General features: G+C 64.3%; 10 protein-coding genes and 1 pseudogene. 5 read left to right on the top strand and 6 right to left on the bottom strand.

Annotated elements, in window-relative coordinates:
• Window positions 1-38 precede the first annotated feature (38 nt).
• The gene (locus tag ACTEI_RS37385) at window positions 39-1,265 is read left to right on the top strand and encodes a hypothetical protein (RefSeq protein ID WP_145830946.1); all 1,227 of its coding nucleotides are present in this window, start codon (window positions 39-41) and stop codon (window positions 1,263-1,265) included.
• Between the two features lie 1,242 nt (window positions 1,266-2,507).
• Here the strand turns inward: ACTEI_RS37385 and ACTEI_RS25845 are convergent.
• From ACTEI_RS25845 to ACTEI_RS25835, 3 genes and pseudogenes are all read right to left on the bottom strand, one after another.
• Entirely contained in the window at window positions 2,508-3,347 is an 840-nt protein-coding gene (locus ACTEI_RS25845) for an HNH endonuclease (protein ID WP_122980029.1), read from the bottom strand.
• Window positions 3,344-4,879 (bottom strand): AAA family ATPase, encoded by a 1,536-nt coding sequence (locus tag ACTEI_RS25840; protein WP_122980028.1) that lies wholly within the window; start codon window positions 4,877-4,879, stop codon window positions 3,344-3,346. The genes ACTEI_RS25845 and ACTEI_RS25840 overlap by 4 nt, the downstream gene beginning before the upstream one ends.
• Before the next feature lie 257 nt (window positions 4,880-5,136).
• Window positions 5,137-6,367 (bottom strand): annotated as a pseudogene (locus ACTEI_RS25835) (ISL3 family transposase).
• A 196-nt stretch (window positions 6,368-6,563) separates the two neighbouring features.
• Here ACTEI_RS25835 and ACTEI_RS25830 point away from each other — a divergent pair.
• Genes ACTEI_RS25830 through ACTEI_RS38605 form a run of 3 tightly spaced genes read left to right on the top strand, consistent with a single transcriptional unit; the run spans window position 6,564 to window position 10,906 of the window.
• Window positions 6,564-6,941 (top strand): RIP homotypic interaction motif-containing protein, encoded by a 378-nt coding sequence (locus ACTEI_RS25830; protein WP_164466117.1) that lies wholly within the window; start codon window positions 6,564-6,566, stop codon window positions 6,939-6,941.
• A 34-nt stretch (window positions 6,942-6,975) separates the two neighbouring features.
• The gene (locus ACTEI_RS25825; RefSeq protein WP_122980026.1) at window positions 6,976-10,524 is read left to right on the top strand and encodes a P-loop domain-containing protein; all 3,549 of its coding nucleotides are present in this window, start codon (window positions 6,976-6,978) and stop codon (window positions 10,522-10,524) included.
• A gap of 13 nt (window positions 10,525-10,537) precedes the next feature.
• The gene (locus ACTEI_RS38605; protein WP_239082691.1) at window positions 10,538-10,906 is read left to right on the top strand and encodes a hypothetical protein; all 369 of its coding nucleotides are present in this window, start codon (window positions 10,538-10,540) and stop codon (window positions 10,904-10,906) included.
• 621 nt (window positions 10,907-11,527) lie between these two features.
• Here the strand turns inward: ACTEI_RS38605 and ACTEI_RS25815 are convergent.
• Together ACTEI_RS25815 and ACTEI_RS25810 are read right to left on the bottom strand one after the other, a co-directional pair.
• Window positions 11,528-12,385: an IS5 family transposase gene (locus ACTEI_RS25815; protein ID WP_122976141.1), complete on the bottom strand. Its 858-nt coding sequence runs from the start codon at window positions 12,383-12,385 to the stop codon at window positions 11,528-11,530.
• Between the two features lie 244 nt (window positions 12,386-12,629).
• A complete protein-coding gene (locus ACTEI_RS25810; RefSeq protein WP_187646021.1) occupies window positions 12,630-13,499 on the bottom strand; it encodes an IS5 family transposase in 870 nt (289 codons plus the stop codon).
• Between the two features lie 604 nt (window positions 13,500-14,103).
• On the opposite strand from ACTEI_RS25810, the gene ACTEI_RS25805 reads away from it, so the two are divergent.
• Complete coding sequence (locus ACTEI_RS25805) at window positions 14,104-14,592, top strand: hypothetical protein (RefSeq protein WP_239082764.1); 489 nt, start codon at window positions 14,104-14,106, stop codon at window positions 14,590-14,592.
• Window positions 14,593-15,077: 485 nt separating this feature from the next.
• Here the strand turns inward: ACTEI_RS25805 and ACTEI_RS25800 are convergent, their stop codons facing one another.
• Complete coding sequence (locus ACTEI_RS25800) at window positions 15,078-15,794, bottom strand: VOC family protein (protein ID WP_122980024.1); 717 nt, start codon at window positions 15,792-15,794, stop codon at window positions 15,078-15,080.
• Window positions 15,795-15,876: the final 82 nt, after the last annotated feature.

The following is a 15,876-nucleotide window of genomic DNA, read 5'->3' as shown; positions in this document are numbered from 1 at the left end:
CGGCTGCTGGACAGGGTGCTTCAGACGGAGGTCAGGTAATGCCGGTACATCTGCTGTCCAGTGAGCACCGCTCAGAGTTCTTGGCAACACCGTCGCTCGTGCGAATGGCAATGGTGAGGGGAACGGAGGGGCAAAGAGAGCCGACTTTGCTGATAAAGGCGGAATCTCCGCTTCTCAGATATCTCATGGTCAGCGGCGACTTAGATCTGGTGGCCATACGTGCCAGCGACAACTCAGCCGTTTTCGCCGTAAACATGAAGGACGACCCTCAGGATCCAGGTATGAACTGGTCCTACGTGGAGTCTGACGACGAATTGCTCGCCTTAAAATTGGCCTTGGCGGGAGGCCGGTGCGAAGTATTCCTGTTTAACGAGGCAGCAGTAAGTGTCGCCCATGCGGCCTTTCGTTTTCGTGTCAAGTCGGGGGATATAACCGAATTCATAAGGATGATCGAAATTGTCGATGGCGGGTACGGGGAAGACAGGAGGGCCGTCGCCCGTAATGCGCTCAACATGTGGCGTGAGGGTCGGGCCGGATCTAAGGTGGCAATCAACGCCACGGGTGAAACCGTTGCGGCTTGGACGGAAAATGATGTTTTCCATGCACGTAACGTCGGTGGTCTAAGTAAACTTAATATCTTTTCTGGTAATGAAGGCTCCGAGCAGGAGCAGTTGGCCGTCTGGCTCGTGGACAATCTGCATCCCGCTGGTGTGATTCATAGCCCGCAGGTTGAAGAAGGCGGGCGCAGCCGTGAATTAACGGACTTGCTGCTAGCGTATGAACGCGGGTGCTTCTTCATTGAATCGAAAGCCCTGCAGATTCTGGGACGCCCGACGCTGCCTGATCGAAAACGTTTGTCTCGTGATCTTGCAAAACATGTTGAAAAGGCGACTAAGCAGCTTGCGGGTGCAGTGCGGAGCGCCCGCCGTGGCTTGCCGGTATCCGATGAGTCTGGTCGGGGAGTAGAAGTTTCCGTTGACCAGCCTCCTCATCTAATCGTCCTTGTCCCGGACTTGTCTCTACTTTCGGGAGCCACGCAGTTCGGATCGTCATTCTTCGCCCAATTCTCAGAAAAGAATCGAGCGTTCTTCCACATTTTAGACCCCACCGAATTGCTTCGAGTTGTTCAGGCGGCTGAGATGATCGCAAAGGCTGGCCGTGAGCCGGTGACTAAAATGGAGGCGTTTGATTTCTATCTGATGAAACGAGCGGAGCGATCGATGGGCGTTTCAGATCCTTGCTTTCACATACTATTTCGATCGTAGGGCAAGGCCCGTTGCGCGGTCTGCTTTCGCTGCTGCTGGCGGGGGACTTTAGTCACCCGAGCGTTGAGGTTTGGCTGCGATCGGTGCCTGCGGCCACCTTCGGCTTGCACTTGGTGGCCCTCTCGGAACCGCCGGGGACCATCTGGGGACCACACGTTATGCACGGCAGCGCACGGACCTCCACACTCGACACCCGTATGAACGACGTACATCGCGCTTGACGTGCGCAAGCGTCGACTCCAACGGCCTGGGGGTCAAGGGGTCGCAGGTTCAAATCCTGTCAGCCCGACCATGCGACGCCCTGACCGGGGAATATGCCGGTCAGGGCGTCGGCGTCTATCTATTGAGATTTGATGCATCCCCCGAAAACTTTTTCACAAGCGAAGCGATGCATTAGTGGCCAGCGCAGCGTCGCTTGCCGCCTCGAGCTCATCGAGCAGTGCCGCGATCACCAGCACGTCAACGAAGCTCCCTGTTCCCCCGGATCCGTCGGCGTCGTCGGCTCGTGAAGCGCGGCCTGTCGAGGCGGCCGAGTTGACAACCGGGGAGGGCGCGGCACCGGGTCTCGGTGTTGCCTGGTTCGGGTTGGGGTCCGTCGACCGGGGCTCGGGTTCCCAGAACTTCGGGCGCAGCTCCCATTACCTGTCCAGATTTTCGACTCGCTGGAATCGGCGGACCTCTCGGCTAATCGAGGCCTGCCAGGAGGCGGAGCCGACACCGCTGAATCCGGTGGATCCCCACTGCCGCTCTACAAGGAACGCGCCGACCCGATTCGGCACCTCTTGGTCCTGCGCTGAGGTCAGGCCGAGAAAGTCTGCTGCTTGGGTGGAGGTCAGGACTGGCCGGAGATGAGGTTCATCGACCGGCGGGTCGAAATCGCGTTCGAGTTCGACCGCGTGGCGCACGATATCGAGGAACAGCCCCCAATTCGCGCTGCGCTCGGCCGGTCGCCGCGGCGCCCGCGACCGTCAGCCCGACCCGGGTTTCCGTACCGATAGGCGCGTTGTTGCCGTGCTTGACGCCGTAGAGCAGGCCCGACGCAACTGCGGAAGCAACACTGCCGCGTCGAACTCGTGCTCTCGGTTAAGCCGTTGATCGAGTTCGTGGAACGTAGGCCAGTGGCCATCGTGGACCAGGAAATCCAGATCGCCACCAGGGCGAGCTGCTGGGCGTCGTCGACCGGCACGGTCATTGTCACGCCGTGATCGTCCGCTACCGTGAGCTGATGACGGCCGTGCGCCGTCAGGTTCCGCTCTCGAGGAAGCCGGAGTGTGTTGCCAGGGCCTCGTACATGGCTCGCTGCCAGCAGTTGACGGATTGCTTCGCCCAGCTGTCCGCTGCGTCGCGCAGGTGCGCGGACAGGACAGTGGGGCCTGCTTGTTGTCGTAGCTGGTCTATCCGGTGGCGTTCGCCGGCTATCTGGCTTGCCGCCTGCTGGCCGTACAGCGACGCGAGTCTGAACTGGGTGAACTGGTGCCGGATCCGGGTCTGCATGGTTTCGCTGAATGTCGGGTCGGGGTCAGCGGAGAAGAGCACGGTGACGGGTTCGAGGTATGCCACACGTGCGAACAGCCAGCGGCCGTGGTCGGCGTGTTCGAAGTATGGGTGCAGGATTTGGGTTTGGGTGCTGGCCGCTACGGTGTCGTTTTTGCGGTGGTTGCAGTTGGTACAGGCGGGAACGAGGTTGTCGGGAATGATGCTGAGCAGCGGGTACGACGATTTCGGTAGCTGATGGTCGATGGTGTGGACGTTTCGGTGCCAGCAGAACGGGCAGCGTCCGTACGGGGCCTGAGCGAGCAGGAAGTCGTACAGCAGTCGGCCCTTCTTGTTTCTTACGATGCCTTGTTCGTAGGCCCATAGGAGTGCTGACTTGCCTGCCGCGTCGGACGGCTGCCCGGCGAGGTCTTTCAGTTGGTGCAGTGCGCCGTTGCTGGCTGCGGGTTTGTAACGTTCGGCGGCTTGGAGGATGTTGTTGCTGAGCCCCAGGAGCCGGTCGGAGACCTCTTTCGACCGGGTGCTGAGGACGGAGGCTTGGTAGAAGTCGTAGGCCTTGTATGGGGGTCGCGGGAGCGGCCACATCATAGTGCTCCGCCGCTGTCGCGGATGGCGATGAGTGTTCGCGCGATGGCTTTCGCTTCGGTGCCCAGTTGGCCGCCGAAGTGTTCCAGTAGTGCGGGGTACGACATGTTGTCGCGGACGGCGGCGCGAATCATCCGGTGGTAGCCGGAGTCCGTCACTTCCAGGGAGAAGACTTCGTGCGTCAGTGTTCCGACGTTCTCGCCGAGGGTTTCCAGCGTGGGTCGTTGCGCGACGGCGATGGTGCGGTGGCGTTGGATCAGGGTCACGCAGGACGCTGGTACCTCTTGTAGCACGACCGGGGAGTGGGTGGCGACGATGGCGACGCCGTTGCGGTCCAGGAGAAGGTCGGATAGAGCCCGGACGAACGCGGCGAGCAGTGGTGGGTGTAGGTGGGATTCCGGCTCATCCAGGACGACAAGGGTTCGTTCGTGGACGAGGTCTACGAGGCGGGTAATGGTGAACAGGACGATTGCGTGGCCGGAACTCAGGTTCGTGAACAGGTCTTTGGCCATTTCGAGGCGTTTCTCGCTGGATGCGCTGGTGATCTCACGAATCCAGGAGTCGTCTTCGAGGAATCCGGAGCCGGAGTATCGCAGCGTGTTCACTGCTTTACGCCAGCGTTCTTCGCCGGGCCCGCGCAGGCACTTCGACAGGATGCCGGAGAACTCGTGAGCGAGTTGTCTGGGGCTCATCGTCGTCGTGAAGGCGTCGCCGTTTGGCTCTCGGGGGCCGATGTGGGAGTACGGCACCGTCTGATCTGCGTTGGGGATGGACACGAACTCGTCGAAGGGGCTGAACGAGACGGCAACAACTTCGTTGAAGGTGTGCCCCGACTGGGCACCTTGTTCGAAGATCTGCCCGACGGATACCGTGTTGGCCCGCCGGTCGGCGACAGCGCGGACGAGGCTTCGGAGAAGGTGTGACTTGCCTACGGCGTTGCGGCCGATGAGCACGTGGATGTTGGTCGGAGGCTGTTTGTCGGGGGTGACGGTGAACTCCAGCCGCTGGCCCCACAGCGGGCCTGTGTCGGCGGGGCCGTTGGGTGGCTGGTATTCGAACTTGTAGGGCGTCACTCGCGCCCCGCCGTTGGCGATGCGCCGGTACTGGTTCTCCACAACACCGATGGGGAGACCTCGTAGCAGGGAGGTGGTGGTGACGTGAAGGTCTTCGGCGCGGTGCAACAGTTCCGGGTGGTAGGCCAGATCCCGTAGCGCCGTGAGTACTTCGACGCGGATGGACGTGCCGAGTTCGGCCAGCTTTACGTAGTGGGTGTCGTCCTGCCCGAGGGAGAAGTATCGATCGTCGAGGTTTTCGAACTGAGGTGGCAGGTCGGGAGAAGCTGACCAGCCGCGTGGGACGTCGAAGCCGCCGATTTTGATTGAGCCCAGGTCGTGGCGGACGCCGGCGTCGTCGACGACGATCAGTTGGAACATCGTGACGTAGCCGTAGTCGTTCCATCCGTCTTTCACCAGATACGCCTGCCTTGGGGTCGTGGGCAGGGTGGCGCGTGCGTTGTCGATCTGGGTGAACCGCATGGAATCTCCGGGAGGTTGCCTGTTGGCTGGCAAGAGGCCACGGACGGGGTGCAGGCTGGTGTCTGCGGTGACGGTCCCGGGCACCGCAGACGAGGATGCTACCTGCCTGCCCCTACCGGAGTACCGAGAGAGGACACGACCGGTGTATGCGGGGACAGGCAGGCGGCTCGGTTGTCATGCCGCGAACCGCCTCAGCTGCGCGTGCTGGGCCAGCCATTTCGGGCTCTCCTGCTGTTTTCGTGGGTGACGGTGAGTGGTCAGCGGCCGGGCAGGGGTGGGCAGAGGCCGCCGCGGGTGAGGTCGGCGATGGCGATGAGCGCGTTCGGGCTGGCGTAGCCGTAGGCGCGTCGGGTCAGGACGCGGAGGTGGGTGTCGGTGGCTTCGACGCGGGCGTTGGACGTTGGACGGTCCGCTGTCGAGGGTGTTGTGCAGTTCGGCGGGGTGCCGGCGGATCTTCTTGGCCACCTTGACAATGGCGGGGATCTTCGACCGGCCGGCCCAGCGCAGCCACGCGGCGAGCAGCAGTCTGCCGTCGTCTCCCTTGATCTGGATGAGTTCGCGGAACTGTTCCTTGAGCAGGTAGGCCCGATAGAGCGGCCGGTTGGTGGCCTGGATCGAGGCGAGTGTGGCCTTCTGCTGCGGGTTGAGCCGGTCGGGGTTCTTCCACAGCGCCCAGCGGGCGCCCTTGAACGCTTTCGACTCGGTCGTGCTCCGGCCTTTGCCGCCGCGTAGCTGATTCCACACGTGTCGGCGGACCTCGTCGAGGGCGTCGGTGACCCAGCCGACGGCATGGAACGCGTCCAGACAGCGGACCGCTTGCGGGGCACACTCGGCGACCACATCGCCGATCCAGTCGGCGCCGTCGGCGGACACGTGGGTGAGCGCGGCGGCCCGCTGCGGTCCCAGCGCGGCGAAGAACGCCTCGACGGTCTGCTTGCGGCGGCCCTCACCGGACCAGACGATCCGGCCGCTGTCGTGGTCGACGACGACCACGAGGTAGCGGTGACCCTTACGGTAGGCGATCTCGTCGATCCCGATCCGGGTCAGCCCGGCGAGCCGGTCGAGAGCCCCGGCACGGTCGGCGACGACGCGGGTGATGATCCCGGAGACCGCCCGCCAGGTCGTGCGCAGCAGTTCGGCGACCGCGGACGCGCTGGCGTGGGCGGCCAGCCACGCGGTGGTGTCCTCGAAGGCGGTGGTGAACCGGGAGCCGTGGCGGGCCCGAGGCATCGCGGCCACGGTCGGGCCGTGGACCGGGCAGTTCACCCGCGGCGCATCAGAGTGCAACCAGACCCGCAGTGTCCCCAGGTCCAGTCCCCGCCACCATCGGCGGCCGCCGCCGTTGTTGTACCAGGGTGCCCGGGTCTGACACCGCCCGCACCGGCGGGCGGCCTTCTTGCGCGGCCTGACCGCCACGGCCAGATACTCGCCTGCCTCGTCCGCAGCTATCTCGGCCGCCTCAACGACGGTTCGCTCCAAGCCCAGCATCCGGTGGATTACCCTGACACCCAGCACGCCGTATTTCCGATCTTCAGTTCCCGTGTCTTAGCAGCTCAGGAACCTAGACGGGACACGGCGTGCGCTGCAATCGGGAGTCGGAACTCACCCACGACAACGGCAGTAGAACCGGAGTTCGGCCGTGGGTGGGATGTCTGCGTGGCGTCGCCGCCATAGAGTGAGCATCGTGACGGGCGTAGATGTGATTATCGCAGCGCTCGCTGCCGGTGCGGCGGCGGGTTCAACGGACGTGGCGAAATCCGCGATCTCGGATGCCTACATCGAACTGAAGAGCCAGCTGCGACGGCGCCTGAACGGCCGGGCCCGGGCGCAAGAAGCACTCGAAGCAGCGGAGACTGAGCCTGATCAATGGCAGACGATCGTCGGTGACGATCTGGCGGAGTCCGGTGCGGACGCTGACGAGCAGGTGATCAGCACCGCGCGCCGGTTGCTGCGCTTGGCCGAGTCGGACGAGGCGAGGGCTTCGAGATATCGAGTGTCAGCGGACAACGCCAAGGGTGTCCAAGTGGGCGACCACAACACTCAGACCAATACGTTCAGCTGAGCCGGCCGACTCGTCGACCACCTCGAAGACCACCATGGACTTGACGCCTGAACAGAGGGACGACGCGACTATCGGGTTGGACGCGAGTCACGCCCGCGGCGTGCAGGTCGGCGCGAACAATACGCAGTACAACCTGTTCGGTTACGTCCCGCCGGTTGTCCGTTCCGCCTATCTGGAACAGGTGCGCCGGATCGCCCCGCCGGGCTTGAAGGACCGCGACGCGGAACTAGCCGAGCTGGCGGCCTTCTGCACCGGTGACCCCGACTACCGCTACGTGTGGTGGCGTGCACCGGCGTGGGCAGGCAAGTCCGCTCTGATGTCGTGGTTCGTGCTGCACCCGCCGGCTGGGGTTCGGATCGTTTCCTTCTTCGTCACCGCACGCCATTACCAGCAGAACGACCGTAGGGCGTTCCTCGACAGCGTCTGTGAACAGCTCGCCGACCTCCTTGAGCGGCGAGGGCTTCCCGCCGGCCTGACCGAAACGACGCAAGAGGCACACCTGCTGGACATGCTCGGCTCAGCCGAAGCCGCCTGCCAGCGGTCGGGTGAGCGAATGATCTTGCTGGTTGACGGGTTGGACGAGGACCGGGGAGTCACGGTCGGGCCCGATTCTTACAGCATCGCCGGGACTCTTCCCCGGAACCCGCCAGGCGGATTGCGCATCATCGTGTCCAGTCGGCCGGATCCGCCATTGCCGCCGGACGTGCCGTCGGATCATCCGTTGCGGAACCGATGCGGGGTACGTGAACTGAGGAAGTCCGCCTACGCTGAGGTGGTGCGGGCCGACGCTGAGCGGGAATTGAAGAGGATTCTGCACGCGGGCGGCGCCGAACGGACCATTCTCGGGCTTGTCACCGCAGCCTCCGGCGGCCTGTCCGTTTCGTCTCTGGCCGAGCTGACAGGTGAGGATGAGTGGCTGGTCGAAGACCACCTGACCAGCTTTACCGGGCGCACGTTCACCCGGGTGGGCGATGCCTACGTGCTTGCCCACGAGGAGTTGCTGTCCACAGCGGCGAGACTTCTCGGGCCGTCGCGTCTGCGCGAGTATCGCGGGCGCCTGCACGAATGGGCCGACCGTTATCGCGAGCAAGGTTGGCCCGCCAACACGCCGGCGGATCTGCTGCTCGGCTACTTCCGGATGCTTTCCGACCAGGGCGACCACGCCCGGATGGTGCATCTGGTAACCGACGCGGGCCGACACGACCGGATGCTGGACCACACCGGCGGCGACGCCGTCGCCATGGAGGAGCTGGCGCTGACCCAGAGGGCGTTGTCGGCGACCGGTGAATGTGACCTGGTTGCGATGTGCCGGCTGGCTCTGCACCGCGCTGACCTTGAGAGACGCAACAGCCACATGCCTCTTGGCCTACCGCGTCTGTGGGCTGCCGTCGGTAACGTCACACGTGCCGAGGCGCTGGTCCGGTCGATCTCCGAAGATGGCGGAATACGCGCTGGCGCACTCTCGTTTCTTGCGCCCGAGGTAGCGAAGGGCGGACACCACGCCCTCGCTGAGCGGCTCGTCGGCCTGATGCCGGATCGCGTCTTCATCGCCGAAGACGAGCCCGGCAAGACGATCAGCGAAGTCGCCCGCTACCTCGCCGAAGGCGGTGAACGCGATCGGGCACTGATCGTGGCGCGGAGCGCACCTGCGCCGTTCTGGCAATCGCGGGCATTGTGTGGGGTCGCCGCAGGCATTGCCCGCGCGGGCGGAAGTCTGGCCGAGGCGGAAGCGCTCGTCTCGCAGATCCCGATGCCCTACTGGCGAGCCCAGACGCTGGGAGCCCTCGCGGAGGAGGCTGTCCGCCGTAGCGAATCCGACCTTGCAGACCGCCTGGCCGACAGCGCCGTGACCGAAGTCGATGCGTTGACAAACAGCGGCGACAAAGCCCTCATCTACGGCTATCTCGCGAGTTGCCTGAATCGGTCGGGTCGCCCGGATAAAGCCCGGCAACTCGCGGACCACGCAATTCGGGAAGCAACGTACGTGCGGGAAGTACAGCAGCGCGCCGAAACGCCGACGAAGATGGTTCCACATCTGACGGCCATCGCCGACCGCACCGAGCTGGCGAGCCTTGCTGGTCTCGCCGACGAGGCACTGACCGAGCTCCGGGATAAAAAGGAGACGACGCCGGGCTACGTGGTGGCGCGGCTTGCCGCTGCTGTCGGATCGACTTGGTACACGGCGGGTGACCGCGATCGGGCTGTGGCGGTCATCAGCTCCATCACAGACAAGTCTGATCAGGCAACGGCCATGCGCGAGGTGATCGGATCCGCTGCCGAGGCCGGCGACCTTGATTACGCCAGGCGACTCGCTGACTCACTTGCCGATGCCGACGACAGAGACCGGGCGTACGACCGGATCGTCATCCGGGCAGCCGAGAAGACCGAGGATAAAGACCTGGCCAGATTGGTCGACGCGATCAACGGCCGCGCGACACGGGCATCCGCGCTGACCAGTTGGGGCTATCGCGCAGCACGGCGTGGTGACAAGCAAGGCGCGACTTACCTGGCGGAACAAGCCGAGACGATCAGCCGATCGATCGATGACTCCCGGGCTGAATTCGAACTCCTCGTGCCGCTGGTGTCGGCGCTCGCGGCCCTGGGCGACGTCGAGCGTGCCCACATAGCCGGTCGGCGGGCCACGTCACTTTGCCGGGCCGATCACAACAGGGGCGGGCGCGGTTCGACACTCGAGAATCTAGCTCGAGGGGCAGCCTCGGCGGAGGACTTCGGGACTGCAGTTGAGGCGGCTGGGCTGATCGAGGAGCCGCACCGCCGCGCGGCAGTGCTGATCGAACTGGCGTCCTCCATCGAAGGACGCGATGAGTTACACCTGGTTATCGAAGCGTTGGCCGTCACCGAGGAAGCCGCCAAGACTGAACAGGGCCCTCGGCGTCACACCATGCTTCAACAGATCATGGCCGGGTGGTGGGTACTCGGCGAGGACGAACGCGCGGAATCGCTAGCGGCTTGGATGACCCGCAACGAGAACATCGGCAAACCGACGTCACCTCGGCTTCCCTCGCCGGTCGGCTTTCCGGTGTTCGGCAGCGCTGCTATGTCGAAGGTATCGAGGGCGGCTGAGGGACGTGACCAGGCGCTGGTCAAGGCGGTCGAGGCTGCGGCACGGGCAAGCAACTTCGCGCGCGCTGAGGAACTCGTTGACTTGATTGTGGACCAGAATCGTCAGGGCGAAGGGCGAACACTCCTCGTTCTGGCGCTGGCTCGAGCCGGCCACGATGACCGCGCCTACACGCTCGCCTGGTCCGGCAGCTCTGCTTACCAGCGGGGACAATGTCTCCAGCAACTAGCCGAGATCTTCGCCGAGCAGGGAGCCGCTGATGCGGCCGAGCGGGCCATCCGAAGCATCGAGGACGGATTTCGCCAAGCGCAGGCATCCATCGCAGCGGCTCGCAAGATAGGGCCGGTACAGGCCCGGCCGTTCCTTGTATCCCCCATTCAGCAGGGGCGGTTGTCTCAGGTCATCGACCTGCTTGCCGCAGCCTGCCCGGAGGCCGTCTTTACCATCGCCGACCACGTACTGAACGACAGAGTCGTTTCCGGCCCCGGCCCGGTCAGATGACGCCCGCCTGCTGATGCAGCGGGCGAGCCGACTCGATCGCGTCAGCGTTGGCGAGCAGCGCCGCGGCGAGTTGCCGCGCGCGTGCGGAGTCAGGTGCAACCTGAAGTTGTCGCCGTCGATCTCCAGTCGGATGATCGGTTCCTCCAGGTTTAGCGACCAGGCATCGGTGATGCTCGATGCACTTTGTGCCGCGTGGATTATCGATTGTGTGCTGCGACTGACTTATCTCGGTGCGACGAACGCGCTGGTGGTGCTGCGGCTGTTGCCGACGAGCGACCGCGACAAGGGCGCTGAGATCCTTGCCGGGCGGCGCCAGATCATGGTGCTTGAACGGCGGCTGGCGAACTGGTCCGGTTTGCTCCCGCAGGCTGGGCGTGGTTAACGGACTCTTACAGAGTGGCACGGCGACCCGGGCGAGGCCGCGTCGCCGGTGGAGTGAGCAGACGACCGCGGGCACGTCATCCGGACAGATCTTATGGTGCCCGATAGACATCCATGCGGGCACCCCGAGTGACGGTGGCCCCCGTTTACCCCCCGAAAACCCCGGCTCGCGGTCCACAATCAGTTACGAGCGATGATCAACGATGTGCTGCGTTTGTACAGCTCAATGGCAGTGCACGACAACCGATGACAAGCCTGAATCCGTCGCTGTTGGTAACAAGGGGTCGCAGGTTCAAATCCTGTCAGCCCGACCGAAGGTTTCCGCAGGTCAGAATGCTGGTCTAGATCTTGGATCAGCCTTCTTCGCGTTTCTGGGGACCACAAGAGTCAAGTGGCGCCGGTCGTAGCGCACCTTGACCGCTGGTCCAGAAACCCGCAGCAAGCAAGTGTTACCGCCGACTTGGTCATTCTGTGTATCAAGGCGCCGCTGACGCGGCGCGACCGTGCCCGCTCGCGCCCGGCCTGCTGGCGGCCTCCGGCTGGCATCGGCCGGCGCGGCGGGCCGCACCATGGCATTCCATCCTCGCTCCTAGAGGACGTCTGATTAACGTATTTTGTGGTGCTATGTGATTTGGGGGTCTCGCCAGGTTGGGGTGTTTTCGTCCGTGAGCCGGCGGGCGAGATTGTCGATCATGGCGAGGGTGATCATGGATTCGGAGTTGCCGGGCAGGGTTTCGTAGTCGCGGGCGAGTCGGCGGTGGTGCATGAGCCAGCCGAGGGTGCGCTCGACGACCCAGCGCCGTTTGGTGACGCTGAAGCCTTTGACCTGTGGGTCTTTGGTGACGATCTCGACGTCGACGCCGAGTGTGGCGCCGTGTTCGACGGTTTTGACCTTGAAACCGGCATCGACCCAGGTCTTGGCCAGAGTGGGGTAGGTGGCGGTGGCCTGGTCGAGCAGGTCGTTGCCGATCACGTTGTCGCTGACGTTGGCGGCGGTGACGAGCACAGCGAGCAGTAAGCCGAGGGTGTCGGTGATGATGCCGCGTTTGCGGCCGGCGATCTTCTTGCCGGCGTCGATGCCCTGGGTTTCGAGCGGCACGTTCGTGGATGTCTTGATGCTTTGGGTGTCCATGATCGCTGCGGTGGGCTCGACGGTGCGGCCGTGGTGGTCGCGGACGAGTCCGGTGAGGTTGTAGTTGAGTTCGGTGAAGATCCCTTCCTTGCTCCATAAGGCGAAGTAGCCGTAGACCGTCGCATGTGGAGGAAAGTCGTGGGGCAGGTAGCGCCAGGCGATGCCGGTGCGGTTGACGTAGAGGATCGCATTGAAGATCTCGCGCAGGTCGTGGGTGGGGACGCGGCCCTTGATGCCGAGCTGGGTTCGGGCGTCGGTGCGGGCCTGGCGCCAGGCGCTCAGGCGCGGCTCGATCAGGGCCCAGCGAGCGTCGGACAAGTCGGATGGGTATGCGCGTCGTTCGGTCATGACCTGGGGATACGGTGGCATCGGCGGGCGAGGGGGACACCAGGTCCGTCGATTCCGGGCGGAAAACTAATCAAACACGATCGAGGGATCAAAGGCCGCAGATCTCCTCATATCAGAGTCATCTCGAAAGGGTTGATTCGGGCGTATCGGCCAGCCGTAGCCATGATCGCGGGTTCTCAACCCTCCGATAACTCACCAACGTTATTAAAACGTCCAGCTAGGCCGTGTTTCGTAGAGCTCGGAGTCATTGGTTAATGGCGGCGATGGTGAGGGAGGCTTCGTAGCGGACGGCGAGTTTGTCGTATCTGGTGGCCATGGCACGGTGTTGTTTGAGCTGGTTGATGCCGCATTCCACGGCATGACGCAGTCGGTAGGTGCCGGGGTCGAAGGAGGGCGGACGCCCGCCTCGGGATCCTTTGGCCTTGCGGTAGGCGTCCTGGTCGGCCTTACTCGGGATGCAAGCGCGGATACCGCGGCTACGAAGGTGCGCGCGGTTGGCCTTGCAGGTGTACGCCTTGTCGGCCAGCACGATGTCCGGGCGGGTCCGCGGCCGGCCTGCACGGGGCCGGGCCACCCGTATCTTGCCGAGCACGGGGATGAACTGCGGACTGTCGCCGCGTTGCCCGGCGGTCACCACCATCGCCATCGGCTTGCGGCCCTGTTCACATGCCAGATGTGTCTTGGTCGTCCAGCCGCCCCGTGAGCGGCCGAGGCCGTGATCGGCGGGCTCGGCCAGCAGGCCACCTGGTGGTTCCTTCTGCAGGTGACCGTCGCGCCGGGCGCCGGCCGCGTGCTGATGGGCGCGGCTGATGGTCGAGTCCACGCTGATGCTCCAGCCGATCAGCCTGGTTGCGTCCGCCCGGGTCTGCAACGCTGCCAGGATCCGGGTCCAGACGCCGTCACGCTGCCATCGGCGGAACCACCGGTACAGGGTTTGCCACGGCGGATATACCGGCGGCACGTCCCGCCATGGTGAGCCGGTCCGGACCCGCCACCGGATCCCGTCGATGATCGTTCTCATGGTCCATCTTCGCGGCCGATCACGGCCCGTTCCCGCAGGCAGCGCCGGTTCAAGAACCGCCCACTGCAGGTCGGTCAGGTCGTGCCGCCCCACTGCCGCTACGCTCGGCACGAGGTCTCCGGTGTGAAGTTCTGGCTTGGTCGCTGAAACACATATCGGAGACCTCTTCAGTAATCGAACACCGCCACGCCGCAACATCGACGGCGCTACGAAACACGGCCTAGAGCTGGACCTCGGCCGGCGGCAGTCCTGCGGACCCCGGAAGGCACGAGCGACAACTCGGTCGGCCTTCCCCTCTCGCCTCAATGGTCCAGCGCCGGTACCAGGCGTCAAGGACGCTCCGCGTCGCTTCGCGATGGCCTGCGGCCACCCTTGACCCCTGGCATCGGTGCTGGTGGAGGGCTCTTGAGAGGGGCCGGCAGAAGAAGCGTTGGCACTGCAACCACCAATCCGGCCGTTCTTGGTGGTGATGAACAGGCCGTCCCAGGGGTCGTGCAGATCGCCGCCCTGTTGTGGGGGTTCGGCGCTGCGGCGTAGCTGGGCCGCGCGGCGTGGGCGCGACGATGCTGGCGGCTGCACGCCCCGGGAGTCGCGTTAAAGAAGCTTTAAGGAACGCTTGCTCAGCGTCATGAACTGCTGCCACATCATTGCTCGTATACCTCGGCACAAGCAGTACCGAGACGAAGAGGAGCCGTGCATGTATCGACGCGGAGTCAGCAGCCGGACGCGCAAGCTGGTGATTGGAGGTGCCGCCGCAGCGCTGCTCGGCTCGGCGCTCGCGGTCGGCACGGGGATGAGCCAGGCCGCCGAACAGGGCAACGCCGGAGCCAGCTCCGGTGACATCAATGCTTTGGTGCCGGCGTTGGGTTTCAGTCCGGGCAATCCGAACGCGACGGCCGACCGCGTGGGCCCTACCGGGGTAAACGTTCCTGGTCGCTGCCCACCCACTCAAGCCCAAGTGAACGCGCAGGTAGCGCTCAAGAATGCGAACCTTCCGAGTGGAACGGACCTCGAAAGCCGCATCCAGCGTTTCGAAAAAACCTTGTCGGCGATTCAAGACTTGAAATGCCCCGCGTCTTCCACGACTTTGCTGGGCCGCTTGAAATCCTTGACCGCGCTGCGCGGAAACGCGAACCGCGATAACATCCTGAGTGGTCTGGGTTTGAACGAAACGCCAGCCGGATAAAGCCGCGGGGAATGCGGCGCCGCAAAATGCGCCAGCGAAACAAGCGGCTCGCAGAGCGGCGCCGCGGACAACGGCAACCCGATCCTTCGCGGATCCTGATCCACCGCACGGAACCGCCTCGCCGGAGGCCCTCGCACCACGGGGGGTCTCCGGCGCGTCCGTGTGTGGGCCATGCACGCGGTGATCTTCGGCTACTTCGGCACGCTGACCGACCCCGGCGCTGAGGAGTATCGCGAGCCCTAATTTTGTCCGCGAGAACCGGAGCCAGATGTTCGCCACTTTCGGCGCCACCTCGCGATCCCGGTCCCCGCGGATGTTCGTCAGAACGAGCGCCACTTGTTGATCATCGAGAGTCAGCGGCCAAGATTGACACAGGGCTGCATTGTCACCCCTCGTAGACGTCGATCGCGATGTTGGACCAGACGTCGACGCACGCTTCTAGCCGATGAGGGGCAGCGTCGGCTGCTGCACTGCGCCCGAACTCATCACAGCGCCGCAGCGAGGTCGGCGGCGATCTCGAAGGTTGGTGCCGCCCTGTCAGTCTCGTCTGCGTTCAGCGCGATGTGCTTGACGCGGGCCAGCATCTCCGTTGCGGTTTCCCGGTCTTGGAGCGTCATCGCCAGTTCTGCGCGGTACACCAGAACCTCTACGTGTGTGACGGGGTCATCGTCGGCCTGTGGGCGGGCCAGCGCGCTGTCGAGGATGCGGGCTGCCTGGCCGGCGTCCCCCTTGGAGTCGGCCAGCACGACGGCGTTCGCCAGCGCTTTGGCGAGTCGTCCGGCGGGTGCGGGTGCCGGAGTGGGCGTCGTCGCGGGCTTCTGGAAGACGCGGATCCAGTTGCCGCCCGGGTCGATGACGCTGAATCCACCGACCCCGTCGGCGTTCTTTCGAGCCCTGGGTCGGGTCATCCGTGGCATTCCGGACACCAGGACTTTGCCGTATGCGGCCCGCATGCCGGCAGCGAAAGCCCGGTGCAGTTCCGCGATGTCCGAGGTGAGCACGATGCAGGAGCCGTAGGACCGCTCCGGGTCGAACCCGGCCATCCCGAAGAACTGCAGGTGTAGGTCTTCACGTTGCAGTGCCACGAGGGGGTTGGGTTTGCGCTGCTTGTACGTGGTGCTGAAGCCAAGAACTCCGTAGAAGGTTTCGATGTCGTCAATCGACGCGCAGGGCAGCAGGGGAACGGTTATCTCGTTGGCCATGGCTCCTTCCTAGGCGTTGCCGATGGTCCGTCGCACATGGAAATAGCCGATAGTCGCCTGGCGCCATCCGACCGGCCGATGC

Origin of the sequence: Actinoplanes teichomyceticus ATCC 31121, assembly GCF_003711105.1 — a bacterium.
Lineage (GTDB): Bacteria > Actinomycetota > Actinomycetes > Mycobacteriales > Micromonosporaceae > Actinoplanes > Actinoplanes teichomyceticus.
Note: the sequence above shows the minus strand (reverse complement) of the source record. Positions and strands in the feature narration are given on the sequence as shown.